The organism is Tritonibacter mobilis, assembly GCF_001681715.1.
Taxonomy (GTDB): Bacteria; Pseudomonadota; Alphaproteobacteria; order Rhodobacterales; family Rhodobacteraceae; genus Epibacterium; species Epibacterium mobile.
The window spans coordinates 43,280-69,509 of the sequence record NZ_LNWY01000015.1 but is presented as its reverse complement, the minus strand read 5'-3'; the positions used below and the strand labels follow the sequence as shown (position 1 = coordinate 69,509).

The 26,230-nt window shown below is 59.7% G+C and carries 23 protein-coding genes and 1 pseudogene; 8 read left to right on the top strand and 16 right to left on the bottom strand.

The genetic code is table 11. The annotated features are described in order from the left end of the window. Positions 1–78: 78 nt before the first annotated feature. From UB90_RS15475 to UB90_RS15460, 3 genes and pseudogenes are all read right to left on the bottom strand, one after another. Positions 79–261: pseudogene (locus tag UB90_RS15475) on the bottom strand (transposase); the annotation flags it as partial. Positions 262–607: 346 nt separating this feature from the next. Beyond that, complete coding sequence (locus UB90_RS15465; RefSeq protein ID WP_065326529.1) at positions 608–1,663, bottom strand: hypothetical protein; 1,056 nt, start codon at positions 1,661–1,663, stop codon at positions 608–610. 224 nt (positions 1,664–1,887) lie between these two features. Then, on the bottom strand, positions 1,888–2,985 hold the full coding sequence (locus UB90_RS15460; RefSeq protein ID WP_065326528.1) for an AAA family ATPase: 1,098 nt from the start codon (positions 2,983–2,985) through the stop codon (positions 1,888–1,890). A gap of 433 nt (positions 2,986–3,418) precedes the next feature. On the opposite strand from UB90_RS15460, the gene UB90_RS15455 reads away from it, so the two are divergent. After that, positions 3,419–5,839 carry a GcvT family protein gene (locus UB90_RS15455; RefSeq protein WP_065326527.1) on the top strand — a complete coding sequence of 807 codons (2,421 nt, stop codon included), beginning with the start codon at positions 3,419–3,421 and terminating at the stop codon, positions 5,837–5,839. A gap of 27 nt (positions 5,840–5,866) precedes the next feature. On the opposite strand, the gene UB90_RS15450 is transcribed toward UB90_RS15455, so the two are convergent. The 6 genes from UB90_RS15450 to dctP all read right to left on the bottom strand — a co-directional run bounded on the left by UB90_RS15450 (position 5,867) and on the right by dctP (position 11,574). Further along, on the bottom strand, positions 5,867–7,111 hold the full coding sequence (locus UB90_RS15450) for an NAD(P)/FAD-dependent oxidoreductase (protein WP_065326526.1): 1,245 nt from the start codon (positions 7,109–7,111) through the stop codon (positions 5,867–5,869). 98 nt (positions 7,112–7,209) lie between these two features. After that, the gene (locus tag UB90_RS15445; RefSeq protein ID WP_009177069.1) at positions 7,210–7,560 is read right to left on the bottom strand and encodes a RidA family protein; all 351 of its coding nucleotides are present in this window, start codon (positions 7,558–7,560) and stop codon (positions 7,210–7,212) included. 38 nt (positions 7,561–7,598) lie between these two features. Beyond that, the gene (locus tag UB90_RS15440) at positions 7,599–8,627 is read right to left on the bottom strand and encodes a histone deacetylase family protein (protein ID WP_065326525.1); all 1,029 of its coding nucleotides are present in this window, start codon (positions 8,625–8,627) and stop codon (positions 7,599–7,601) included. An 18-nt stretch (positions 8,628–8,645) separates the two neighbouring features. Then, a complete protein-coding gene (locus UB90_RS15435) occupies positions 8,646–9,932 on the bottom strand; it encodes a TRAP transporter large permease (RefSeq protein ID WP_065326524.1) in 1,287 nt (428 codons plus the stop codon). 4 nt (positions 9,933–9,936) lie between these two features. Beyond that, positions 9,937–10,500, bottom strand: coding sequence for a TRAP transporter small permease (locus UB90_RS15430; RefSeq protein WP_009176497.1), 564 nt, complete (start codon positions 10,498–10,500; stop codon positions 9,937–9,939). Between the two features lie 72 nt (positions 10,501–10,572). Beyond that, complete coding sequence (gene dctP, locus UB90_RS15425) at positions 10,573–11,574, bottom strand: TRAP transporter substrate-binding protein DctP (RefSeq protein WP_065326523.1); 1,002 nt, start codon at positions 11,572–11,574, stop codon at positions 10,573–10,575. Between the two features lie 250 nt (positions 11,575–11,824). On the opposite strand from dctP, the gene UB90_RS15420 reads away from it, so the two are divergent. The 3 genes from UB90_RS15420 to UB90_RS15410 all read left to right on the top strand — a co-directional run bounded on the left by UB90_RS15420 (position 11,825) and on the right by UB90_RS15410 (position 14,344). Then, positions 11,825–12,802, top strand: a complete 978-nt coding sequence (locus UB90_RS15420; RefSeq protein WP_065326522.1) for a LysR family transcriptional regulator — start codon at positions 11,825–11,827, stop codon at positions 12,800–12,802. Between the two features lie 128 nt (positions 12,803–12,930). Then, entirely contained in the window at positions 12,931–13,863 is a 933-nt protein-coding gene (locus tag UB90_RS15415) for a bifunctional riboflavin kinase/FAD synthetase (protein ID WP_065326521.1), read from the top strand. A 10-nt stretch (positions 13,864–13,873) separates the two neighbouring features. Further along, positions 13,874–14,344, top strand: coding sequence for a YcgN family cysteine cluster protein (locus UB90_RS15410; protein ID WP_065326520.1), 471 nt, complete (start codon positions 13,874–13,876; stop codon positions 14,342–14,344). A 35-nt stretch (positions 14,345–14,379) separates the two neighbouring features. On the opposite strand, the gene UB90_RS15405 is transcribed toward UB90_RS15410, so the two are convergent. Both UB90_RS15405 and UB90_RS15400 read right to left on the bottom strand, forming a co-directional pair. Further along, a complete protein-coding gene (locus UB90_RS15405) occupies positions 14,380–15,216 on the bottom strand; it encodes an alpha/beta fold hydrolase (protein ID WP_081285598.1) in 837 nt (278 codons plus the stop codon). Then, complete coding sequence (locus UB90_RS15400) at positions 15,213–15,827, bottom strand: 2-hydroxychromene-2-carboxylate isomerase (protein ID WP_065332038.1); 615 nt, start codon at positions 15,825–15,827, stop codon at positions 15,213–15,215. The genes UB90_RS15405 and UB90_RS15400 overlap by 4 nt, the downstream gene beginning before the upstream one ends. A 104-nt stretch (positions 15,828–15,931) precedes the next feature. On the opposite strand from UB90_RS15400, the gene UB90_RS15395 reads away from it, so the two are divergent. The 3 genes from UB90_RS15395 (at position 15,932) to UB90_RS15385 (ending at position 18,683) form a co-directional block, all read left to right on the top strand. After that, positions 15,932–16,954 (top strand): ribose-phosphate pyrophosphokinase, encoded by a 1,023-nt coding sequence (locus UB90_RS15395; protein WP_065326518.1) that lies wholly within the window; start codon positions 15,932–15,934, stop codon positions 16,952–16,954. Between the two features lie 166 nt (positions 16,955–17,120). After that, complete coding sequence (locus UB90_RS15390; RefSeq protein WP_065326517.1) at positions 17,121–17,483, top strand: hypothetical protein; 363 nt, start codon at positions 17,121–17,123, stop codon at positions 17,481–17,483. Between the two features lie 321 nt (positions 17,484–17,804). Further along, positions 17,805–18,683 (top strand): DMT family transporter, encoded by an 879-nt coding sequence (locus UB90_RS15385; RefSeq protein ID WP_065326516.1) that lies wholly within the window; start codon positions 17,805–17,807, stop codon positions 18,681–18,683. A gap of 88 nt (positions 18,684–18,771) precedes the next feature. Here the strand turns inward: UB90_RS15385 and UB90_RS15380 are convergent, their stop codons facing one another. Together UB90_RS15380 and UB90_RS15375 are read right to left on the bottom strand one after the other, a co-directional pair. Beyond that, positions 18,772–20,265, bottom strand: a complete 1,494-nt coding sequence (locus tag UB90_RS15380; protein ID WP_065326515.1) for a hypothetical protein — start codon at positions 20,263–20,265, stop codon at positions 18,772–18,774. Between the two features lie 125 nt (positions 20,266–20,390). After that, positions 20,391–22,835, bottom strand: a complete 2,445-nt coding sequence (locus UB90_RS15375; protein ID WP_065326514.1) for a heavy metal translocating P-type ATPase — start codon at positions 22,833–22,835, stop codon at positions 20,391–20,393. Positions 22,836–23,106: 271 nt separating this feature from the next. Here UB90_RS15375 and UB90_RS15370 point away from each other — a divergent pair, with 271 nt between their 5' ends. Continuing rightward, positions 23,107–23,811, top strand: a complete 705-nt coding sequence (locus UB90_RS15370; protein WP_065326513.1) for a DUF2306 domain-containing protein — start codon at positions 23,107–23,109, stop codon at positions 23,809–23,811. Positions 23,812–23,901: 90 nt separating this feature from the next. On the opposite strand, the gene UB90_RS15365 is transcribed toward UB90_RS15370, so the two are convergent. The 3 genes from UB90_RS15365 to atpD form a co-directional block, all read right to left on the bottom strand. Beyond that, entirely contained in the window at positions 23,902–24,258 is a 357-nt protein-coding gene (locus tag UB90_RS15365) for an H-type lectin domain-containing protein (RefSeq protein ID WP_065326512.1), read from the bottom strand. Between the two features lie 118 nt (positions 24,259–24,376). Further along, positions 24,377–24,790 carry a F0F1 ATP synthase subunit epsilon gene (locus UB90_RS15360; protein WP_005620550.1) on the bottom strand — a complete coding sequence of 138 codons (414 nt, stop codon included), beginning with the start codon at positions 24,788–24,790 and terminating at the stop codon, positions 24,377–24,379. An 11-nt stretch (positions 24,791–24,801) separates the two neighbouring features. Beyond that, positions 24,802–26,226 carry a F0F1 ATP synthase subunit beta gene (gene atpD, locus UB90_RS15355; RefSeq protein ID WP_005620552.1) on the bottom strand — a complete coding sequence of 475 codons (1,425 nt, stop codon included), beginning with the start codon at positions 26,224–26,226 and terminating at the stop codon, positions 24,802–24,804. Positions 26,227–26,230 lie beyond the last annotated feature (4 nt).

The following is a 26,230-nucleotide window of genomic DNA, read 5'->3' as shown; positions in this document are numbered from 1 at the left end:
TCATAGACCAAAGCGCATAATTGAGGGTGGGTCAAATCTCGGTGAAAATACCGGGTCAGTTCTCAGTGACAATCAACAGTAGAGCGTTTTATGAGGGCCATATTCCCGCGGCGCATCCCGCCAGCGCAAGCCATTGCGATTGATGAAGATAATCCCACTCAACACCCGTCTGTCATCGACCCTTGGCTTACCGGACGACTTCGGGAGGCAAGGCGCAAGTTTGCCCATCTGCTCATCGGTCAGCCAGAAAAGATCACTCATGTCACCACTCCTTTTCGGAGCCGTGAATCATGCAGCGAGACCGAGATCAATGCATCCTGACCCTAGATATGCCCTGCGCTTTCTAGAATTTCCTCATAACTTTCGTGACTTAGCGTGCATTCCACAAGTTCATGAAATAGCGGCTTGGTTAGCTTGCACTGCTTCGCCATTTTTGAAATGAGAGGCGGCCCAAGAGTTTTGTACTTGGACCCAAAAGATGTCTTGGTGTTAACAATGGTTTTCTTTCCACTTCGGTCGTAAAAATGAAAGTAAGAGTGGTCAGTGTTGCTCTTTTTAAAACCTTTGCGAAGCAGTGCGCCTTCCACATCTTCTCGTTTCATAGACATTAGGATGAAATCTCCGAAATTCGTTCTCTAAGATCTTTTGCCAGAAGGATAGCTCTCGGCGAAAGCGCATCGTCCTTTTCCTGAGCGTACTCAACCCAGAGCATCTGAAGAGCTTCCTCGATTTCATCCTCCAGCGCGGATCGTGTCTCAGCACATACTAAAATTCCAAAATCTCCCTCAGCAGACATCACACCGCTCTCTTCGTCTAAATCAATTTCAAAACTAAGTGCTGGAGATATTGATAGGGACGTTTCATTGAGGTCGAAATTTTTAATTGTTATCGTTGAAAGATCTAGTTCGACGACATCGTCCACATCTGAAATCAGAATGGGATCGTTCTTCTCGTCATATTGAATGTTGCCATGGATCTGGATTTGTCCACGAGCATTCTCTAGCAAGGTTGGTTCGAAGTCCTCTTGGTAAAAGGCTTGAACAGTACGTCCGTTTAGCAGTTTAAGCGACAGAGATCTTTGAACAAAGTCCATCTTAACAAGTGTACCAATCAGATATCCAGGCGTCTCGCCCAATTCATGCACTTTTCCCGCGGAGTCGATGCGCGCAATTTTCTCCAAGACATCTTTTCCACCCAAAAGACGTTGTTGCTTGTAGTCCTCAATTGAGAGCAATAGCCCAGATCTCTTTGAAGGCTGCGCGGCTTTGTACCGCTTAAGGATGGCCGACCGATATACTTGGTCGGAAACGATTTGGGAAACTTGAGAGTGATCTCCAGCCTCAATCGCCTCACTGAGTTTTGCGAACTTATTTGCGACCGATTTTATCTCACTTTCTTCAAAAAAGTCATCGGATGCGTCGCCTATTTCCTGAGGAAGTGCGTATCCACCATTCTCAGGAACCTGACAAATTAGAGAAAACGTCCTCTCTATCTGCCTCGACACCCTCGCACGCTGCTTCATCACGTCGCCACGTTCCTGTTTGGCCAATAAATAGACGATCTGCTGGATGTTTTCCAAGGCGCGGACCATGACTTGTGCGGGCACAGTGTGCCCGGCGGTCTTAGGGCCTTCAAAGTGAAGGCGTATGTTTCTCTCGTCCATCGTCGAAAACCCTGAAAATAAGAAGATAGCATTCAGATCAAGCTTAGGATGCCACCCATTTACATAGAAGTCCTTACTACCAAGCAGTACGTTAAGCAAACAAATGTGTGTCGACCATCGACGCCTGACGTAAAGTTGTGCCTTGCACGAATTCCGCTTGGGCCGATAGCCCCAGCGGCTGCAATGGTCTTGGCAGACCTAAGGCGCGCGCCTGCATCCACTGCTCAATGCAACAGCGGGCTGCTTGCCATCGCTTCCGCCCTCGACAGCATCCTAGACACGTGGCGCAGGTTGAGTTCTCGCGTGTCGGAAACTTGCTCGATCACCTCGCAGATGGCACCCAAGGCAGCTTCACCGAGCCCCCGTCGTACACCCTGACGCTCCGTGAAGGAGATGAGATCCCCCTTGCCCGGCCCGACAAGGCGCAGGATGTCCAAGCGGCTCAGGAATGGGGCCGGAAGCGTCCTCAGGCTGTTCGAGGTCAGGACCCAGCTGATCCAAGACATGTCGAAGCCGACCTGGTAATAGGGACACTTCCATGCCACGGCAGACGAGCGTTCCAGCAGCGGCAACAACCCCTCGGCCAGGCCGTAGGCCTGCCCCTTGGTCGAAGTCGGAGTTCCGGCCTTCTCGATCTCGTCGATCACCACAATCGGGTTCGCGCAGAGGCCCTGCACGATGGTCTGCAGAGGACGGCCCGGGAAGGCCGAGCCCCAGCCGCGTTGCGAGCCGTTCACGACGAAGGAGGCCTGCTCCGCGGTTCCCTCGATGCCACAGCGCGGCACCCCGAGGTGGCGCCCGAGCTCGCGCGACCACACGCTCTTACCGATCCCCGGCGGGCCGTCGAGCAGCACGGGCGGTAGCCGAAATCCGGGCTCCCCCACCCGCGCCGAGCGGCGCATCGCCTTCCACAGGAAGTCAGTCGCGGCCGCCATCCAGGGCATCTCGGCATGAATGGCCGCGGCGATCTCATCGGCGCGATGTTCGCTAGCGATGCCGACCAGATCCGCGCCGCCGCGGAATGCCTCCAGCGTGCGTCGATCATCCGCGCTGAGATGGCTGAGCCCGGAAACCTTGGCGCGCGCGCCCATTACCCGGCGCGCACGGCGTAGCACCTTGGTGCGTTCCTTTTCCGAGAGCGGTATGGCGATGAGATCCTCGTTCCAGCGCAACTCGTCTTCAAAGTCTCCCGGAACCTTTGGGGACACCCCATCCTGAAGGGCACGGAGCTTGCGCAGGTGCCATTCGAAGCGGCGCTTGAGGGCGAACTCGTTCTCGTCGGGATCGGAGAAGTGGGCATCGATGAACTTGATTTTCGTCATGGAGGTCCTTTCTGGCGCAGCGCGCCATGCCCTCGGGCAGAGGCTCTGCTAGAGGGGGATGTTGGAAAGAACCCGGCCGGATTTGCCCTGAGGGATGCCGAAAGCGCGGCTGGCCGTCAACGGCGCCCGTCAGGTCGAAGCGCATCAAAGGCCGCAAAGCCACTTTCCTCGCAAGCCATTGATTTAAAAAGAAGCCACCGACTACTGCGTAGCCGATGGTCATTAATCCTGCGCGAGAATGGTCAAATTACCCCGGAAATGGATAAGTTTTAGTAGGTCCTACAAAGCGCCCCCACCGGCGCGGGGGCTTTTGCGTTTCGGTTTACTTCACCTCATGCGAAGATGAGAATAATCTAGGTTGCCTGACGCCGGGCGGCGGTGGAACACTTTGCTCAAAGCCCCTTTTACAGCAGCAAAGCAAAGGCAGCCCTTCATGCGTACAAAAGCCAAGGCCGTGGTGATCGGCGGCGGGGTCATTGGGTGTTCGATCCTCTACCACCTGACCAAACTCGGCTGGTCCGATGTGGTGCTGCTTGAGCGCGACGAGTTGACCTCCGGCTCCACATGGCATGCGGCGGCCAATATTCACGGCCTCCATGACAGCACCAATATCTCGCGTATCCAGCACTATACCATGACCCTCTATAAGGAGCTGGAGAAGGAAACCGGTCAGGGCTGCGGGGTGTTTCAGCCCGGCTCGCTTTATCTGGCGCAGACCGAAGCGCGCGAACACCAGCTGCGTCTGCAAGCGGCCAAGGCCAAGCTCTATGGGATGAACTTTTACGAGATCTCCATCGCTGAGGCGCAGGCGCTCAATCCGCTGGTGAATTTTGAGGGCATCCGCTGCGTAATGTATGAACCTGATGGCGGCAATGTGGACCCCTCGGGCGTGACGCAAGCCTATGCCACCGGGGCGCGCCAACGCGGCGCGGAAATCCATCGCTTCACGCCTGTCACCGCCACCGAACAACAGCCCGACGGCACGTGGATTGTGAAGACGCCGAAAGGCGACATTCATACCGAATGGGTGGTGAATACGGCTGGTCTCTGGGGGCGCGAGGTGGCGAAGCTTGCAGGCCTCGATCTGCCGTTGCAGCCCACCGAGCATCAGTATTTCGTTACGGAGACCATCGCGGAAGTGGCGGAGATGGACCGTCGCCTGCCCTCTGTGTCGGACCGCGACGGCGAGTATTATCTGCGCCAGGAAGGTCAGGGGTTACTGGTCGGCGCTTATGAAAAGGCGATGAAATTCTGGGCCGAAGACGGCACGCCGCTCGATTTTGCCCATGACCTGTTCCCCGATGATCTGGAGCGCATCGAGGAAAATATGTTGAACGCCATCGAGCGCGTGCCGGTGGTGGGCGAAGCGGGCATCAAGCGGGTCATCAACGGGCCGATGATCTGGTCACCGGATGCGAATGTGCTGTTTGGTCCGGTGCCGGAGCTGCAGGGCTATTTTTGCTGCAACGGCATCATCCCCGGTTTCTCGCAATCGGGCGGCATGGGGCTGATGGCGGCGCAGTGGATGATCGAGGGTGAAACCCAATACGATATGTTCGGCTGGGATGTGGCGCGCTTTGGTGACTGGGCCACCAAGGAGTTCACCAAGGCGCGGGTACAGGATCAATATGCGCACCGGTTTGCGATCCATTTCCCCAATGAGGAACGCAGTGCGGGCCGCCCTGCCCGCACCCGTCCGATTTACGAGATGCAGCGCGAGACGGGCGCGGTCTTTGGCCTCAATGCAGGCTGGGAGCATCCCCTGTGGTTCGCGGATCAGCCCGGCACAGAAGATACCAATGGCTTCACCCGGCAGAACTGGTGGGAACCGGTGGGCGCGGAATGCAAGATGCTGCGCGAACGGGCGGGCATCATTGATATCTCAAATTTCGCCAAATACCGCTGCAAAGGCCCCGGTGCCGAGGACTGGCTGAATGCGGTTTTTGCCAATCGCATGCCCAAGGCGGTGGGGCGGTCCTGCCTCACGCCCTTGATCTCAAAACGTGGCGGGATTGCCGGGGATTTCACGGTGACGCGCACCGAAGAGGATGAATTCTGGATCATCGGCTCCGGCATGGCGGAGCGCTATCACAAGCGGCTCTTTGGCGCGGTGCCTTTGCCAGAGGGCACATCGTTTGAGAGCCTCACCCAAGAGGTCTGCGGCTTTAACGTGGCCGGTCCCAAATCGCGCGAGATGCTCCAGCGCATGACCAACGAGTCGCTGGACACCGCGTCATTCCCCTTCATGCGCAGCAAACGCCTGATGCTGGCGGGGATCAATGTATTGGCGTTGCGTGTCTCTTTCACGGGCGACCTCGGCTGGGAGTTGCACTGCGCCACAGAAGATCAGGAAAAGCTTTATATCGCGTTGATCGACGAAGGCCGCCGCATCGGTGCAGGCCCCGTGGGCAGCCGCGCCCTGATGTCGCTGCGTGTCGAGAAGGGCTATGGCTCTTGGAGCCGGGAATACAGCCCCGAGTATTTCCCGCATGAGGTGGGATTTCAGCCTCTGTGCAAGATGGACAAGGAGTTCCTCAACAAATCTGCCGCCGAAGCCGCATTGGCCACGCCCGCGCGCGAGGAATTGGTTCTGTTGCAGCTCAATGATGAGGATGTGACGGCCTCCAATGCCGATGCAACGGGGGGCGAGCCTATTTTCAAGGATGGGCACGGCATTGGCCGGGTGACCTCGGGCACCTATGGCTACACGGTCGGCATGTCGCTGGCGCTTGGCTATGTGAAGGGAGCGCAACCCGGCGATGAGGTGGAGGTGATGGTGCTGGGCCGCCCCCACCGGGCGGTGATCCTTGCTGAGCCACCCTTTGATCCCAAAGGCGAACGGCTGCGCGCCTAGACCGCCTGCGCTGTCACGACCAAGTCGTCACATTAAAACACTGGGGCGGTGTTCTGGCAGGAACGCGGCCACCGGCCCCGCGTCACCGCCGTCGATCAGATTGGCGAGATGACGTGCGGTTGTGGGGCCGAGGGTAAACCCTTGGTGCCCATGGCCAAAATGAAACCAGAGGCGGTCATGTCGCGGGGCAGCACCGATCATGGGCAGCATATCGGGCAGAAAGGGCCGTGTGCCGCGCCAGATCGGCCCCGGCTCTGCCGCGCCGAGATCCATATAGGCCGGTATCCCCTTGGCCGCGCGATCAAGCTGGCGCACATCCGGCACCCGGCCCGAGGCCTCCAGCGCCACACCGCAGGTCATCCGCAAGCCACCCCGCATACTGCAGAGCACAACCCCGTGGCAGGCATCAAAGATCGGGCGGCGCAGCGTTGGGGCCTTTGGGTACATCCGGTGCGCGCCGTGTTTCATGATCATCCGCACCCGGTAGCCCAGTTGCGCCAGCAGTGGCGGCGTCCAAGGCCCGAGTGCGATGACCGCATGTTCGCCGCTCACCTGCTCCGTGTCGGTCTGCACCTCCCAAGCGTGGCCCGCACGGCGCAGCGTGCTGGCATCGCCAATGCGGATGGCGCCGCCCTGTCTCTGGAACAGTTCCGCGTACCGCGTGACGAGTTCGCCGGGGGCCGCACAGCTCCAGACTTCGCGCCAATGGATCGCGCCTGCGGGCGGGGTTTGATACAAAGGCTCCGCTTTACAGAGGTCCGCACCACTCAGGGTGGCGCTGTCGATGCCGTAGCTGTGTCGCAGCCGGTCAAGATCATTCGCCATAGCGTCAAATTCTGCCGCGTCCTGAAACACCGACAGATAGCCATCATGCGCCATCAGATCCTCAGCCCCCGCAAGCGTGATCCAGCGGTTGTGATCGGCGCAGGCGCTGCGGATCAGTTGCGCGTTGGGCTGCGACAGCACTTGATGGCGACGGGGGTGCGAATAGCGGTAGTATTGCCAGAGTGCGGGCAACTGGCTGAAAACCCCGCGCGGCGACCACACCACATCGTTGCTGCGCCCCAGAATGATATCCAGAATCTCTGGCAGTGCGCGAGGCATCGCATAGGGCTCGGCAGCTTCGGCCTGAATGAGGCCCGCGTTGCCATAGCTCGTCTCTTGTCCCGGTGGCTTGCGGTCAACAACCGTGACCGCATGCCCCCGCGCCTGCAACTCCAGCGCGGTTGCGATACCCACCATGCCGCCCCCCAGAACCAGAATTTCGGACATGAGAGAGGGCTCCTCTAGGCAAAGGTTTCGGCGCATGCCCACCAATCCTCGCGGGCATGCGTGTTGATTTCAAACCGCGGGCGCATGGCCCGAAAGGATCAGCCCTTGGCGGCGGTGATCAGGATCTCAACGGTGTATTCAGGGGTTGCCAGCTTGGATTCACCGCAGGCACGCGCAGGGGCGCGGCCTTCGGCAACCCATGCATCCCACACGGTGTTCATCTCGGCAAAATCAGCCATATCCGCGAGCCAGATGGTCGCTTGCAGGATGCGCTCTTTGGAGGAGCCAGCCTCGGCCAGCAGCGCGTCGATCTTATCAAGGCAGTCCTGCGTTTGCTGGGTCACGCTGGCCCCGGCGGTGCCGACCTGACCGGCAAGGTAGATGGTGTCGCCATGGGTGACGATCTGGCTCATGCGTTGGTTGGTGTGGGCGTAGGTGATATCGCTCATGGAAGATCTCTATAGTTTGAGGATTGAAAGGAAATGCATCAGCGCGCAGCGGAGGTAAATCCGCCAAGCACACGGGTGAGGTTATGGCCGAGACTGTCGGAAATGTAACCGCCTTCCTGCACAAAAAGCGTCGGAAGCCCTGCACGGGCAATCGCCTCACCGACACGCGAAAACCCGTCGCCAGTGACCTGAAAGCCCTGAAACGGATCATCCTCTGAGGCATCAAGTCCCAGCGCAATGACCAGTACATCCGTGCCAAAAGCATGCACCCACTCAAGGCAGGTTTGAAGCGCAGTTAAGAACGGCGCATCATCGGTGCCACGCGGCAACGGCAGGTTGAGGTTATAGCCCCGCCCCCGGCCCTCGCCGCGTTCAGAACTGTGGCCCCAGAAGAACGGGTAAAAATCCGCCGGATCAGCATGGATCGAGAGCGTCAGCACATCGTCGCGATCATAAAACAATCCCTGCGTGCCATTGCCATGATGCACGTCCACATCCAAAATTGCCGGTCTGAGACCCCGATCTCGCAAGAGCTGCGCGGCAATGCCGGAGTTATTTAGAAAACAAAAGCCCCCCGCCATATCGCCAAAGGCATGATGCCCCGGCGGGCGGCACAGCGCATAGGCCGCGCGCTCACCCCCCGCCACCAAATCAGCGGCGCTGATCGCGGTCTGCGCCGACCAATAGGCAGAGCCCCAAGTCTCGGCATTGATCGGACAGGAAGTATCGGCCTGATGATAGCCCGCCTGCCCCAGCGCGGAACGTGGATAGCTGTCACGGCGATCCCCCGGCTTGATATGAGAAATCACCTCGGGACCTGCGCCCTCAATCTCAGACCAGCGGGCATGGATCGTTTGCAGGAATGTCAGGTATTCCGGCGAATGCAGTGCTGCAATGGGGCCAAGGCCTGCGTCCTCGGGCGCTGTAAACGTACAGCCTGCCGCCTCCGCGCCGGAGCGTAGGATCTCGGTGCGTTCGGGCTGTTCGGGGTTCGGCCTCATCACGCCCAAAGCCATGAACTGGCTGGGATTATGGGCGCGCTGGCGGGGATCATAGATCGCTTTCATAGGGGGCTCCTTGCGGCCTCAGCCAAAGACAATATTGGGCAGCCACAGCGCCACCTCGGGCACAAAGGTGGTGATCAGCAGCGTCGGCAGCCACGCAAAGACGATCATGATGAAGGTGGGCTTCAGCATCTCGCTCACGGGCGTGTCGGTGACCTTTGCGCCGAGATACAACAGCGGCGCGGTGGGCGGCGTGATATTGGCCATGCCGAGATTGACGCCAAGGACGGCGGCAAAATGCACCGGGTCCATGCCGACGCTTTGCACGATGGGCAACAAGAGCGGTGCCGACAGCAACAGACCCGAAATATCATCCATCAGCATGCCGATAAGGATCATCACCAGGTTGACCATCAGCAGGATCACGATCGGGTTGTCCGAGATCGAAAAGATCAGATCCTTGGCCATGCCGGGGATGTCTTCGAACACCAGAAAGCGGCTGACGATCACCACCACAAAGACCATCAGCATCACCACGCCAATCGTGGTGCCCGCATAGCGCAGGGTCGGCCAGATGTTCTGGGGCGTGAGGCCGCGATAGATGAACAGGCCCACCGGAATGGCATAGATCACCGCCACGCCTGCAGCCTCGGTCGGGGTCATGATGCCGCCGTAGATGCCACCCAGGATGATGATCGGCATCAACAGCGCCGGAAAGGCCCGCCCGCTGCGCCGCACAAATTCCTGCGGGTAGCTTGCCGGGCGTTCCAACAGTTTCAGGTCCGCCTTGCGCATCAGCACATAGTTCACCATGCACAAAAGCGTAATCAGGATCAGCCCCGGCACCACGGTCGAGAGGAAACACTTGAGCACCGATTGCTGCGCCACCCAGGCATAAAGGATCTGCGACGAGGACGGCGGGATCAGCAGCCCCAAGGGACAGGCCGCCACGATCAGCGCCGCCGCCGGGCCGCGCGGGTAATTCGCGGCCTTCAGGTGCGGCATCATGATCGACCCGATGCAGGTGAGCGTCGCCGCCGCCGAGCCGGAGATCGAGCCAAAAATGCCGCTGGCGAACACCGCCGCCGCGCTGAGGCCCCCGTGGATACGCCCCACCAGAAGTTCCGCCACGGAAACCAGCGGCGCAGCGATCCGCCCCCGCTCCATGATGGCACCGGCGAGAATGAACAGCGGGATCGCAAGCAGCACGATGGAGTTCATCTTCCAATGGCCGGTGGGCAGGAACCCGGTCACGTCATGGCCGCCAAACACACCGATAAAAACCAGCACGCCCCCAAAGGCAAGAGGCACGCTCACACCAATCAGGAGAAGCACACACAGGATCAAAAGACTGCCGAGGATAATCATGGCTTCAGGCTCCTGCGGCAGGGTCGCTATCGGCGGGCACGGCAAAGCGCGCCGCCGGAAGTTTCAGGAAAATATAGAGCCGCAGCGCGCTGTAGAACCCCATCAGGCCAAAGCCGACAAAGATCGCCGCACGCGGCACAAAGAACGGAATTTGAAGGGCAATCGTGGTCTGATAGCGGGGATAATCGCCGATTTCCTCGATCATCATCACCGTGGACCAGTAAAACAGCACCAAGGTCACCAAAAGCTCGATCCCGGTGATCAGGATCGCCCGCGCACGCCGTTTGACGGGATCAAGGATGACAAAATCCAAGAGATCGGCGTTCACATGCGCCCCCTCCCAGGTACCAATGGCGGCAGCGATGAAATAGAGCCAGAAACAGATGATCAGCAGCCATTCCTCATAGGCGAACAGATCGGCGTTAAAGCCATATCGGAACACCACCACGAGGAAGAAGGTCAGCGCCATGGCGATACAGCCAAAGCACACATAGATCGTTTGCAGCCGCAACAGGATGCGGACCAGCTTGGCCAGCCCGGGCGGCAAATCCCGGCTCAGGTCTTTCATGATGCAGTCACCGTCTGGAGATCAAGGACAGGCCTCGGATGCCGGGGCCTGCGCACTGTCAGAGCATTGGGATCAGTTACTGGGGGCCATCAGGCGGTCGATCACATCCTGACCGACGATCTCGGCAATGCCGGGCCAGACGTCCTTGCGCACGGTCTCGGCAATGGCGCTGCGCTCGGCGTCAGAGACTTCGACCACCTCGTAGCCGGTTTCCTTGAGCTTATCGATGTAGCCCGCTTCATTGGCCTTGGCCTCGGCAAAATAGCTCTGCGCGGCCTTGTCGAACGCGGCCTGTACGGCGGCGCGCTGTTCGTCGTTCATCTCGTCCCATGTTTCCATGGAGGCGTAATAGGTGGTGTTCTCGACCACCGCGCCATAGGGAATGAAATACTTGCCCACATCCGAGGTGGCAAAGGCGCTATAGGCCAGTTGCGCGGTGCAGCAGATCGCCCCATCCACGACGCCGGACTGGATCGCCGGGAAGACCTCGCCCCAGTTCATTGTGGTCGCGTTAAAGCCCATGGCCTCCACAGTGTTCTTGATCACCTGACTGGACCAGACGCGGATGTTGACGCCCTTGTCGCCCACGGTGGTTGCGTTTTCGGGCAGGGTTTCGGCCACCACACCGATGAACCCTTCGGGCGCATTGGCCAGCAGTTTCAGCCCCAGCCCTTCAAGCCGCTCGGCAAAAATCTCGTTAAAGGCGCTGTCCTTGTTGAGGTAGATATTCTCCATCTCGTCAAAGCTCGACACCAGATAGGGCAAGGAGTTGATCTCCAGCACCGGGTCGCGGTGGGCATAGATCACGGAATGCACCAGATCGACGTTGCCGCGCGCGGCGTCCTCGAACAGTTCTTCGCCAGAACCAAGCTGCCCGGCCTCAAACAGCGTCACCGAGAGGCCCACATCAGCGCCTTCGATATCGGCTTCGATCTGTTTCAGGATATCATTGCCGAAATGTTCGACCGGGACGACGCCCGCGAGTTTGAGCCGCATATCGGCCGCCTCCGCCGCGCCCAGCGACAGGGTGAAAGCAGCCGCCGTGGCTGCGGTGGTCCATAGTGACTTACGCATGAGAAAAACTCCGTTCCCTGTTGTCGTTGCAGCGCATTGACCAAATGCCCCCTCTGTCGGCTCTTGCCGCTTCTGCCGAGGGTGGCTGCGCTACGTTGTGTTTCAGCGAAATCTGCGGAGGGATCTGAAATAGATCAAATAGATAATTGATTATCTCAACATAGATTTAAATAATGAAGGCGCGCAACACGGCGATTTGGCGCAATAGCCCGCCCCACAAAATTCGCCATAGGGATCTGTTTTTAAAAGAATGTCACAACCCCAACCGGCCCCGCACCACATCGACCCCGAACGCCTCACCCGTGAGATGAACTGGAACCTGTTGCGCACCTTTGTGGTGCTCGCTGAGAGCGGTTCTGTGACCGAGGCGGCAGAGCAATTGCGGCTAAAACAGCCCACGGTTTCGGTCGCCCTGAAAAAACTGGAAGACCAGCTGGGCCAGCGCCTGATCGACCGCTCGCCGGGACATTTCGCGCTCACCGAAGCGGGGGAGCTCCTTTATCGCGAGGCGGTGAACATCAACGGCTCAATCCTGCGGCTCGCCACCCTGATGCGCACCGTCGCCCCCGAAATCAGCGGCCATGTGCGCATTGCGGTGGCCAGCCATGTGCTCTGCCCGCTGTTTGATTCGGTCATTGGCGATTTCTACGCCGAGCACCCAAAGGCAAGCCTCGCCATCGATGTGATCACCAGTGGTGATGCCATCGCTGCGGTGGCGGCAAAGCGGGTGAGCTTTGCACTGGCTTTGGTGCGCGAACCGGACCCCAACCTGCGCTATATCCCCGTCTACCGCGAGACATTCGCGCTGTTTTGCGGCCCGCGCCATCCTCTGTTTGGTCGCAGCGACCTGACGCTGGACGATCTCAAAGGCCACGCAACGGTGGTGTTTGACAATGATCGCCTGCAAGACGCGTTGCAGGACGTGACCCTCCTGCGCGCCCGCGCCGCACTTGCAACGCAAGTAACAGGCGTGTCGGAAAATCTGGAAGAGGTGCGGCGCATGATCATGGCAGGCCTTGGTATCGGTCCCTTGCCCAAACATGTGGTGGCCCGCGACCTGCGCGACGGGCTGCTGTGGCAGGTGCCCCCGTTCGAGGATCTGCCAGAGGTCGATGTCTATCTGGTCTGGAACCCCGACACCGTGCGCAACCGCGCCGAGGAAAAGCTGCTGAACAATCTGATCGCACGGCTGGAAACTGTTCCCTACAAAGACCGCTCATATGCATGATCGCAGACGCATCTCGCGCAGGGCTTCATCTTTTTACAAATACCTAAATTCCACATCATCCCCTTCACTGAACGTCACTCGGGCACAGCACCCTTGCGCCATCCCCCACTCAGAGCTAGGGAAACGCCATGCGCATCATCCGTGATTATCAATTTGTTGACGACCAAGATCGCGGGGCCACCGTCGCGATCGGCAATTTCGATGGCGTCCACCGCGGCCATCGCTCGGTCATTGATCTGGCGCGGCAGGCCGCACCAGAAGCGCCCTTGGGTGTCATGACCTTTGAGCCGCACCCGCGCGAGTTCTTTGCCCCCAATGCCCCGCCCTTTCGCCTGATGTCGGCAGAGGCGCGCGCGCATCGGCTGGAAAAGATCGGCGTTGAAAAGCTCTATCAGCTGAATTTCAACCAAGCGCTCTCGTCGCTGACGCCTGAGGAGTTTGCCCGCAAGGTGATCTTTGAAGGCCTGGGGCTGGCGCATGTGGTGGTGGGTGCCGATTTCTGCTTTGGCAAGGGCCGCGCGGGCACCGTCGAGGATCTCCAGCGCTTCGGACAGGAGATGGGCTTTGGCGTCACCATCGCGCCTTTGATGGAATATTCCAAACACACGGTGTCCTCCACCGCGATCCGCACCGCCCTGAGCGAAGGCCGCCCCCGCGACGCCGCCGCCATGCTGGGCCATTGGCACCGCATCGAGGGCGAGGTGATCGGCGGCGAGCAGCGTGGCCGCGAGCTTGGCTTTCCCACCGCGAACCAGTCCATCGACGGGTTGCACCCGCCTGCCTTTGGCGTCTATGCGGTGCTGGTGGATGTGCTCGACGGCCCCCATAAGGGCAGCTACCACGGTGCCGCCTCCGTCGGGGTGCGGCCGATGTTTGACGGCGAACAGCCCAACATCGAGACCTATCTCTTTGATTTCAAGGGCAACCTTTATGGCGCGCATCTGTCCGTCGGGCTGGTGGACTACCTGCGCCCGGAGATGACTTTTGACGGGCTGGAGCCCTTCATCGCCCAGATGCAGGCCGATTGCGATCAGGCCCGCGCCATCCTCCAAACGCTCTGAGAGGGCCGACATGACCAATCAGATCGACCGGGACGGGCTTGCGCCCAAGTTCTGGGAAAAGAAACCGCTCAAGAAACTCTCGCCGCGCGAATGGGAAGCGCTGTGTGACGGCTGCGGCAAATGCTGCCTCAACAAGCTGGAAGACGAAGACACCGGTGAGGTGGCGCTGACGCGCGTGGCCTGCCGCCTGCTGGACGATCAGTCCTGCCAATGCGCCCATTACGAGACCCGGCACAGTTTCATCCCCGAATGCATCGTGCTGAAGCCCGAAAACCTCGACACCCACGCCTATTGGATGCCGCAGACCTGCGCCTATCGCCGTCTGTGGGAGGGCAACCCCCTGCCCGACTGGCACCCGCTGGTGACGGGCGATCCGGACAGCGTGCATCGCGCCGGGGTCTCTGTGCGCGGCATGACCGTGTCGGAATTCGACACGCCGCTGGAGGAATGGGAAGACTACATTATCGAGGAACCGGTCTAAGGGGCTGACCGGCCCAAACGCCGATCAGCAGAGGCTCATCCCTCGGGCCAGAAATTTCCGATCACCTCGGCCACCGCCTCGGGATGTGTCACCGGCACCATGTGGCCCGCGCCCTCGATGACCGCGACCTGCGCCTCCGGCATCCGCGCTGACAGCGCCTCAGTCACCGCAGACATGATCGGCTGGGTCGCGCCCCCCTGCATCACCAGCACCGGCATCGGCAGCGCTTCCAGCGCGCCGGGTGCCAGCAGCCCCACCGCGTCATCATAGACCTGACTGTCACAGTCCATCACCGCCGGAAAAGACCGCACCATCGCCGCGCGGGCGCGCTCCGGCAGGTCCGGCCATTTGGGATAGCCCGTCCCCCATGCACGGTTAAAAAGCCGGGTGGCATGTTCCACATCGCCCGCCTCATAAGGCGCGCGCACCGCCTGATGATCGGCCCGCATCTGGACCAGTGCCTCGGGGTATTGCACTTGGGCCGCGGCAAACAGGACCGGCTCGATCATCACAAGGCTGCGCACCAGCTCCGGGCGCATCTCGGCCATCGCCAGCGCCACCGTGGCACCAAAAGAATGCCCGACCAGATCCACAGGACCACCCGCGCGCGCAACCAAAGCCTCCAGAAGGAGCAAGCCGGCCTCGGCATTGCGCTGTTGCAGAAGCCCCTGCCCGTCCCAATCAGGGCTCTTGCCGTGCGAGAGCATGTCAAAGGCCTCGAACCTCACCTGATCTTCGCCCAGCGCCGCCACCAGCCCCCGCCAGGCACCCGAGTGCGCCAGCGAGCAATGCACTGCCAGAACCGCGCGTGCGCCCGTGCCAAAGCTGCGATGGTATACCTCTTGCGGCAGGGAGGTCATATCCAGACTCACGCGCCCTGCCCCCCAAGATGCCAGTCGAGATCCTCCAGCCGGTCCTGCCCCCAGAATTTCGCCCCGTCTGCCGTCACGTAGAAAGGCGCGCCAAAGACACCTGCGTTCACCGCATCCTCGAGGTTTTGCGCATAGATCTCCGCGCCGGTCAGCAAACCGCTATCCGCCAGCGCGGGGTCGAAACCGGCGCTCTGCAACAGAGATTTCACCACATCATCCTGCGCGATATCGCGCTCCTCGGACCAGATCGCACGCAACGTGGCATGCACCAATGCCCCAAGATCACCGCCACCGGCCTTTTGCGCCGCAATGATCGCATAGGAGGAGGGCGCCGCATTGGTGGGCCAATGCGCTGGCTTCAGGTTGAGCGGCAGACCGGTGCGTTTGGACTGACGCTCAATTTCGATCAGCCGGTAGTCTTGCCGCGCCGGGTGACGGTCCTTGGGCGGTGTGCCCTCGGTGCGCGCAAACAGCGCCATAATGTCAAACGGCTTATAGGTTACCGCCGCGCTATGGCGGGCGGCAATTTCTTCCAGACGTTGCCCGGCAAGGTAGCTGAAAGGCGACAGTGTGGAAAAATAGTAGTCGATTGAGGGGGCGGAGGCGGTCATGGCGAGAATTCCTCGTGCTTAGAACTAGGCCCGAGACTATGTGCGTGTTAAGCGGGGTTCAATATCACGAATCTGTCACATTGCTGCCTGGGGATAATCAGCCAATGCCGACCTTGAACGAACCCAAGCTCATCGCTGGGAACGCCAATCTTCCGCTCGCCAAATCAATCTCGCGCCGCATGAGCATGCATCGCGGCGTCGACCAAGAGCTCGTCAGCGCCCGTGTCGAGCGCTTTAACGACGGCGAAATCTTTGTCGAAGTCTACGAGAACGTGCGCGGCGAGGATATGTTCATCATCCAGCCGACGTCGAACCCGGCCAACGACAATCTGATGGAGCTGCTGATCATCGCCGATGCGCTGCGCCGCTCCTCGGCACAGCGCATTACAGCGGTTATTCCATACTTCGGCTATGCCCGTCAGGATCGCCGCACCAAGGCCCGCACGCCGATCTCGGCAAAGCTGGTCGCCAACATGCTGACCGGTGCAGGCATTGAGCGGGTTCTGACCCTCGATCTGCACGCCGCGCAAATTCAGGGCTTTTTCGACATTCCGGTGGACAACCTCTATGCCAGCCCGATCTTCGCGCTGGACGTGAAGGCCCAGTTCAAGGACAGCATGGACGACCTGATGGTGGTCTCTCCCGACGTGGGCGGCGTGGCCCGCGCCCGCGAGTTGGCCAAACGCATCAATGCGCCGCTCTCCATCGTCGACAAACGCCGCGAAAAACCCGGTGAAATTGCCGAGATGACCGTGATCGGCGATGTCACCGGCAAGATCTGCCTAATCGTCGACGACATGTGCGACACGGCTGGTACGCTATGCAAGGCGGCTCAGGTGCTTTTGGATAACGGAGCCAAAGAGGTCCACGCCTACATCAGCCACGGCGTCATGTCCGGCCCTGCCGTGGAGCGCGTGACCAATTCGGTGATGAAATCGCTGGTCCTGACCGATTCCATTCAGCCTTCCGAGGCGGTTCTGAATGCACCCAACATCCGCATCCTGCCGACCGCACCGCTGTTTACCCAAGCGATCCTGAACATCTGGCATGGCACTTCTGTGTCCTCGCTGTTTGAGGACAAGACCCTGATCCCGATCTACGAGTCGCTCTACAACAGCCAGAGCTAAGATCCCTCAGATCTCATCAAAACACCCCGCGAGATGTTGTGGGGTGTTTTTTTGTGGACGGCCCTCAAATGTAACCCGCCATTCGTGCGGCTGTTCGTTGGGCGTTCTAAAAGCGGCTTTTGAGCCCATACCTACCATGATGCTTGATTGATGCGAACGCAGCGAAATGGCATATGTTGACCATCCAAACATCGTCAGCAACACCTTCGGGTATCGAGAAAAAAGAGCACTTACCGTGAATGGCCTCAGCGAACAGTTGCCAAGCAAAGTCGAGCATCTCGTTGATACCGACCTTGATCCACGGTCGGGGGAATGCTCCTACTTTTACAATTACTTGCAGTACACCTTCGAACACACGGGCACACAGGTTACAGCGCGAAGCTATATGGACGACGCCTCAGAAGTGAGCATTTTGCAGTGTCCCGATGATATCGACATTGAGAACGAACTAAGCGGCATTTTAGCCTATCTGCGGCTTAGGTATCCAACGGTCAAACGTCTTGTTCAAAGCGGCTATACCGAAATTTAGAACGGCAGGTTTGTCCCGCACAGCTGACGGTCAGCTTAGTGCGAGCCTGCTGCCAACGCCTGTCTCCGCATTGAGGCATCTCTCCGCCGCACATGCCGGGCCGGTCTGATATTCTCCCGGACAACCCGATTGACCTTCATGCGCAGGACACCTACCTGATCCGCTATCAAATCGCCTCATCTGGGTCCGAGAGTGTTTGCGCCTTTGGGCCGGCCTCATCAACTCCGTACTCACACTCCACAACATTGCTCAGAGAGCGCTTTGAAGCGCCCGCAGCACCTGATAGGCCCTTCTCATCCGCCCCTGCATAAAGTTGCCCTCATGAGAACCACCGACCTGCTGCGCCTTGCCGCTCTTGTATTCACTGCCGTTACCTGTGTGGTCATGGGCGACACCGCCGGAAAGCTGCTGACGGCGCGCGGAGTTGATCCGGTGGTGGTGGCATGGTCGCGCTTTGCGCTTGGGGCATTGGTGCTGCTGCCGCTCAGCGGAATGCGTCTGAGCGAGCTCTACATCGCCCGCGACTGGCGGGTCTGGCTGCGCGCCGGGTTGGTCACCGGTGGCATCTCCTGCATTCTCACCGCGCTCAAGACAGAGCCGATCGCCAATGTGTTTGGCGCATTTTTCGTCGGGCCCATCGTGTCTTATGTCATTGCGGTGCTGTTTTTGGGTGAACGTCCTTCGCTCCAACGCAGCTTGCTGCTGGGGTTGGGGTTCATCGGTGTGATGCTGGTCGTAAAACCCGGTTTCGGCGCGAGCTTTGGTCTGCTTTATGCGCTGGCCGCCGGGGGCTGCTACGGGACTTATCTGGCCGTGACGCGCACCGTTGCAGGCAGCTACCGCCCGCGCCTGTTGCTGATGTCGCAACTGCTGATCGGGTCGCTTTTGCTGACGCCTGTCGGGATCAGCGCGGATCTGCCTGCGCTAAGCTGGCCGATCATGGCGCTGCTCGCCATCAGCGCGCTTGGGTCGGCGGTCGGGAACTACATTCTGGTGGTTGCCAGCAAAACCGCCGAAGCCTCGCTCATTGCGCCACTGGTCTACAGTCAGCTAATTTCGGCAACCGTGCTGGGCGTTGTGGTCTTTGGCGATTGGCCGGATGTCATCTCGCTCTGCGGATTGGCGCTGATCGTATTGTCGGGCTTTGGCTCACTGGTGGTCCATCAACGCAGCCATGCTCCGGTGTTGGCGGCAAAATAGGGGCGGCAGAGGCATCGCCTCACCGCCCCGGCGATCAATGTGAACGCCCCGCAGACCAGTTTCCGCAGTCTCTTTCGGCAGAACCGCCCTACCCTTCGATTTCTGGTTCAGGATTGTCTAGTCCCTGCGTGGGCGCATAGGGGTCCTCACCAAATTTCAATGCAGCAAGCTCGGCCTCCATCTTTGCGATTTGCTCCTTGCGATCCTTCACTTGCTTTTTGAACCAGTCTGCTTTTTCCGGCAGAAGGTGATTGGGGTCAGCCTCAAAAACCGCAAGATACGCCTTGGCTGCGTCGATTTCTTTTTGCTTGAGAGCCGTAAGCTCCGCCAGATCAGCCGCATCGGATTGCAGCCCTAGCGCCTTGATCGTCGACTGTTTCAACTGATCCTTGAGCGCATCATTTTCTTTTACAAAGTCATTCAGGAAGGTGACGATCTGTGAGGCTTCGGTGCTCTCTTCAAATGAAACGGAAATATTCATCGGTTTGTAGGTGAATGGACCACCCTGCAAGCGTTTTGCTTCGCTGATGAAATCCGCAAATTCAGGAATATTCTCGAGCGTCGGCAACGCGCTAAAATTCAAAAGTTCCACGATATTCTGTGGCAGCGCCGCATCTGGCATCACGAACTTGGACCATGCCCCCCGCCCCATCACCGCCTGAACTGTTGCCGGGCCAAAACCACCGAAGGCTTTGCTCGATTGCACGCTCAAACCGGCGTTGTCGCCGTCACCTTTGACAACAGCGAGCTGATTGGCGTGAAAACTCGCCAATGCGATATTGTTCTCTGCCGTCTGGCCGAGGCTTGCGAGTTTGATGGTGAAACCGATGTCGCGTTTTTCTTTGCCCTTGGTCGCGAAATTCATCACGTCGAAATAGACCGGCACATAGCGAAACGCGCTACCATCGGCGGATAGCTCCAACCGAAGCTCCAAGATCGACCCCAAAGTGCCACCGTCAAACAAAGCAATCCCCGCTTTTGCCAAACGATATCCCGCCGTTTCATCAGATAGGCCATTCGTCTCTGTGTAGTCCGTCCATGGCTCCACATTTTCTTCATCCTGCGCGATCTTTTGGAGCAGATCAGCAGTGCTGATCACCCCTGCCTCAGTCCGGATCGGAGCAGATGCCGTGACAATTGTCAGGCACTTCAGCGCTGGATTCAAGAACACGGGTCGGACTATCTTTTCCTTGGCGGGCTCTTTATCTGTTGGCGCAGGCACTTTCATATCCTGCGCCACCCGAAACAGGTCAACTGCAAGGGTCCGCTCCGCTGTCTCCGGTTCCGGGTTCGCTTTCTTGTTCAGATAGCTCACACCGGATTCAAAAGCCGTCTCCACAAGCTTCACCGCAAGCGCCGTTGCGATGGGCGTAAGAGCGCTCTTGTCCACCGTTGCGGGGGGCGCACGATCTATGTCGATGAATTTAACTGGCAGTGCAAAGCCGGGGCTTGTGTCGACATCGCGCCCGATGGTCAAAATGCACCCATCAGAGGCGACGACAGCCATGTCCGTGGCACGCGCAATATCCGGCAAGCTGGTTGCGGCGACCACTGCGGTCGCGAGCGCTGAAATGACTTTCATAGAAAACTCTCCAACTCATATATTACATGTCGAATATGGAGAGCGTACATGCGGAGGGGGAAATTTCAATGAATTTCCCCCTCCACTCGCGACTGGCATTGTCCGCCGGTGACAGCGCAGGACCGTTAGGCCCGCCGCAGCCGCAGCGCATTGGTCAGCACCGACACCGACGACAGCGCCATCGCCCCGGCGGCAAACACTGGCGAGAGCAATATGCCGAATGCCGGATAGAGCGCGCCCGCCGCCAGCGGGATCAGCGCGGCGTTGTAGACAAAGGCCCAGCCGAGGTTCTGGCGGATGTTCACCAACGTCCTGTGCGAGATATTGATCGCCGTCACCACGCCGCCGAGATCGCCCGACATCAGCACCACATCGCCGGCCTCAATCGCCACATCGGTGCCGGTGCCAATCGCAATCCCCACATCCGCCTGCGCCAAGGCCGGTGCGTCGTTGATGCCATCGCCGACAAAGCCCAGCTTGCGCCCGCGTGAGGCAAGATCCTTGAGCGCGGCCACTTTGCCCTCAGGGGCAACACCTGCAACCACATGGGAGATGCCCAGATCGCGGGCAATGGCCTCTGCGGTGGCCGGAGCATCGCCAGAGATCATCGCCACATCCTTGCCCATCGCCCGCAGCGCTTTGATTGCTGCGGCACTGGTCGGTTTGATCGGGTCTGCCACCGCCAGCAGCGCCGCAAGCTGGCCGTCGATGGCGGTGTAGAGCACGCTTTCACCCCGGTTGGCGCGCTCGAGCGCCTCTGCCGCCAGCGCATCAACGCTGATGCCAGCCTCTGACATCAATCGCGCGCTGCCGATATGGATCACGCGCCCGGCAACCTTGGCGGTGACACCGCGCGCTGTGTGGCTCTGAAAATCACTGACCTCCGCGAGAGTCAGGCCCTCGTCCTGCGCGGCTGTCACCAGCGCGCGGGCGATGGGATGCTCGGAACGTGCCTCTACCGCCGCCACTGCACCCAATACCTCGGCGCGGTCAAACCCTGCGGTCGGGTGCAGCGCCACCAGTGACGGGCGGCCCTCTGTCAGGGTGCCGGTCTTGTCAAAGGCGATAATATCGACCTCGTTGAGGGATTGTAGCGCGTCGCCCTTACGAAACAACACACCAAGCTCTGCCGCGCGCCCCGTCCCGACCATGATCGAGGTCGGCGTCGCCAGACCCATGGCGCAGGGACAGGCGATGATCAGCACCGACACCCCGGCCACCAGGGCGTTGGTCAATGTGGGCTCCGGCCCTACCATCAGCCATACGGCCACCGTCAGCAGCGCCAGCCCCATCACCACCGGCACAAAGCGCAGGGTGACCTTATCCACGAGGCTCTGGATCGGCAGTTTGGCACCCTGCGCGTCCTCGACCATGCGGATGATCTGCGCCAGCGTGGTCTCGGCCCCGGTGCGGGTCACGCTGACGGTGAGACTGCCCTCGCCATTCACAGTCCCGCCGGTGACCGCAGCGCCTGCGGATTTCTCCACCGGGATCGGCTCGCCCGAGATCATGCTCTCATCCACATGGGCGCTGCCCTCCAGCACCTCGCCATCGGTGGGGATGCGTTCGCCGGGACGCACAAGGATGCGATCACCGGGGGCAAGATCATCCACATCCACATCCTCGGGCTGGCCATCCTTGGTCAGTCGGCGGGCATGGCGGGCCTGCAAGCCCACCAGCGCCTGAATGGCGGCCCCCGTGCGGCCCTTGGCGCGGGCCTCCAGCCAACGGCCAATCAGGATCAGGGTCACGATCATCGCTGCCGCCTCGAAATAAACCGCACGCACATCGGCAGGCAGCAGAGAAGGGACAAAAGTCGCCACCAGAGAGTAGATCCACGCGGCCCCTGCCCCGAGCGCCACAAGGCTGTTCATATCAGGCGCGCCCTTGCGCAAAGCGGGCAGCCCCAGCGTGAAAAAGGCCCGACCGGGAAGGAACAGCACCGCCGTGGTCAGCACGGCCTGGATCACCCATGAGGTCTGCATGCCGATGGTCTGCGCGATCCAGTGATGCACCGCCGGGACCATGTGGCCGCCCATTTCCAACAAAAACACCGGCAGGGTCAGCATGGCGGCGATCCAGACCTGACGACGCAGATCACGCGCCTCACGGTCCTTACGGGCGCTGCGGTCCTCGCTGTCGCGCGCCTCTGCCGGGCGGGCGCGATAGCCCGCTTCGGTGCTGGCTGCCGCCACTTGCGAGGGCGTCACCACCCCTTGCAGGATCTCCACCTGCGCGCTCTCGGCGGCGAGGTTCACATTGGCCGAGACCACACCGGGCAGCGCCTTGATCGCGCGCTCCACCCGGCCGACGCAGCCGCCGCAAGTCATACCCGCGATGGACAACTGCACCATCTGATGGCGCGCCGGTTTGCCAAGATCGCGCAGGGCGCTGTCGGCGTGCTCCAGCGCCTCGCGGTTGGCTGCGGTGATCTGCGCGGTCTCATTGGCGAGGTTCACCGAGACATCACTAAGCCCCGGCAGTGCCGCCAAGGTGCGGTCAACACGCCCCACGCATCCAGCGCAGGTCATACCCTCAATCGAGAGGCGGGCGGTGATCGGTTGGGTCATGGAACGACTCCGTTATTGCCTATTGTCTTCCATGTAGGGGTTCCTGTCACTGGAAGCTCAAGAGGCAATATGAGATTTTTTACACACCGGTTTTGGACGTCATTGGCTGGTCTGCGCCAATCGGGAACGCGCCCCACGCGACAGTGATCTTGCAATCATTTAATTGACCTCGGTCATTTATTTAAATATGACCATGGTCAATTACAAACTCAGCAGGCGCAATTGCCCCTTCTCTGATGGAGAGGTGCAGGATGGCCGACCAAGGACCGTTATGTTGAAAATCGCAAGACACGTCGTTTTATATGTTGGTATCGCCCTCACGTTAATGATCGCGCTCTATTCGCTTCGGTATCTATTCGGTGGTGCCGCATCCGTTTTGGCACTCGCTGAAACAGATGCGATGCTGGAGTATCTCTCCGGGCAGCAGAGTAGCTTCTGGCATGAATTCTCTGTGCGACAGCAGCCGCTTTATCAATCAAGCGAATTTGCCGTTGTCGGTCATATCACTGCGGCATCGGTGGCGCTGATAGCAGGGATCATCCAGTTCCTTCCTGTTGTTCGACAAAAAGCGCCCCTACTGCACCGGGCAAGCGGGTATTTTTATGCGTTTACCGCGACGCTTGGTCTGGGGCTCGGGGCCTATATTTCCTTTTCGCTTCCAATGATTGGCGGCACAAACACGATCATTTCCAACATCCTTGGGGGCATCTTGGGTATCTCCTTTGTGGGGATTGCCTTTTATCACATCTGGAAGAAGCAATACCTGCAACACGGGCAGTGGATGCTGAGAAGCTACGCGGTATTACTGGCAATTCTCACTGTTTATCTGCTGGTCGCGTTTTTTGCTCTGCTCGGCGTTGAAGCCGAACGCGGCTATGCGCTGGCGCATATGCTCTGCTTCCCGATAAATTTGGCTTTGGTGGAACTGTTCATCCGAAGAAGCGCCTCCGGCCAAATGGTGCTCGCCTACGAGTAGCACTGGGATATTCTCATCTGGGGGCGTTTGACCGAGCCCCCAACGCTGCCTTGATCCAAGTCGTGGCACATGCACGACGTGATACCGCCCCTAGTCCACCACCCAGTCGTCCTCAAACGGCATATCGCCAATGGCCATCCACGCGGCGCGGACGCGGGCGACCCGGCTGTCGGACCAGGTGCGGAAAACGATGTCAAAGCCCTCGGTGGTGACCTCTTCGGCCACCAATTCCGCGCGATAGGCGGCGGTGTGGTCCATATCCATCAGCGACGCTGTCACATGCACGGCAGGCGGTGCGGCAAAGGCATCGTCAAAGCGCAGATGCAGACGGCGTTCACGCTCCCCCTCGCCCGTCCACATGGTGCCGCCCGAGTCGAACTCTGAGAACACCTCCACATCACCCTGCGCGATGCCGGTGCGGGAACTCCACAGACGCACTGTAGGCATTTGGAACCTCAACCTTCAAACAATCAACAAATTGAAAGTATCGTCCAACCCTTACCAAAAAGAAACCGGCCTGCAGGGCGCAGGCCGGTTTCTTGTCTCTTAGGTTCTGACAGTGGTGTCAGAGGCTCATGTGGGTCCCGAGCGCTTCCATATCTGCAAGCAGCTTGGCCGCGTCTTCCACCAGACCGTGTGCGGACTCATCATCCTTGGCGGTCTTGTACATGGCGCGGGCTTCCTCGATGAGCTCGTCCAGATGGGCGCGGGTCATCTCATCCATGGGGATTGCCCGCTCTGCGAGAACCGACAGGCCCTCGGCAGTGATCTGGGCAAACCCGCCGGTGACGAGATACTCCGTGGTGCCTTCCGGTGCTTCCACCTTCAGGATGCCCGGACGCAGGGTGGTGAGTGTCGGCGCGTGCAAGGGCATCGCCGTCATGTCACCCTCGGAGCCGGGGATCTGGACCGCGCGGGCCTGAAGCGAAGCAAGGCTACGCTCCGGGCTCACGAGATCGAATTGCATCGTATCAGCCATCAGGGCCCTCCTTAGGCCGCGTCAGCAGCCATTTTCTCGGCTTTTGCGATCACTTCGTCGATGCCGCCAACCATGTAGAAGGCGCCTTCGGGCAGGTGATCGTATTCGCCGGCCACAACGGCTTTGAACGACGCGATGGTGTCCTCAAGGGAAACCTGCACACCATCGGAACCGGTGAAGACCTTTGCAACGTCGAACGGCTGCGACAGGAAACGCTGGATCTTACGCGCACGCGCAACGGTCAGCTTGTCCTCTTCGGAGAGTTCGTCCATGCCGAGGATCGCGATGATGTCCTGCAGCGACTTGTAGCGCTGGAGGATCTGCTGAACGTCGGAGGCCACTTTGTAGTGCTCTTCGCCAACGATCTGCGGGTCCATCAGGCGCGACGAGGAATCGAGCGGGTCCACAGCGGGGTAGATGCCAAGCTCGGAGATCGCACGGTTGAGAACGGTGGTCGCGTCCAAGTGGGCAAAGGTTGTTGCAGGTGCCGGGTCGGTAAGGTCGTCCGCGGGAACATACACAGCCTGGATCGAGGTGATCGAGCCGTTCTTGGTGGAGGTAATACGCTCCTGCATCGCACCCATGTCGGTCGCCAGCGTCGGCTGGTAGCCCACAGCGGAGGGGATACGACCCAGAAGTGCGGACACCTCGGAACCGGCCTGCGTGAAGCGGAAGATGTTGTCCACGAAGAACAGAACGTCGGTGCCGGACTGGTCACGGAACTGTTCGGCGAGGGTCAGACCGGTCAGAGCAACGCGGGCACGCGCACCCGGAGGCTCGTTCATCTGGCCGTAAACCAGAGCAACCTGCGACTCTTCGAGGTTGTCGGGCTTAATCACGTTGGATTCGATCATCTCGTGGTAAAGGTCGTTGCCTTCACGAGTCCGCTCACCAACACCCGCGAACACGGAGTAGCCCGAGTGCACTTTTGCGATGTTGTTGATCAGTTCCATGATGAGAACGGTTTTACCAACGCCGGCACCGCCGAACAGACCGATCTTACCACCCTTCGCATAAGGCGCGAGCAGGTCGATCACCTTGATGCCGGTTTCCAGCACTTCGGATTCGGTGGACTGTTCGTTGAACTCGGGCGCAGGCTGGTGGATCGCGCGGGTCTCTTTCGCGACGATCGGCTCACCTTCGTCCACGGGCTCACCCACAACGTTCAGGATGCGGCCCAGAGTTGCGTTACCGACCGGGATGGTGATCGGCGCACCGGTGTCGGTGACTTCCTGACCACGAACGAGACCTTCGGTCGCGTCCATCGCGATGGTACGGACAGAGTTCTCGCCGAGGTGCTGAGCAACCTCAAGAACGAGCTTCTTGCCGTTGTTGTCGGTGGTGAGGGAGTTCAGAATCGCCGGCAGCTCGCCGTCGAACTGAACGTCCACAACGGCGCCGATGATCTGAGTCACCTTGCCTTTTGCATTTGCCATGTTT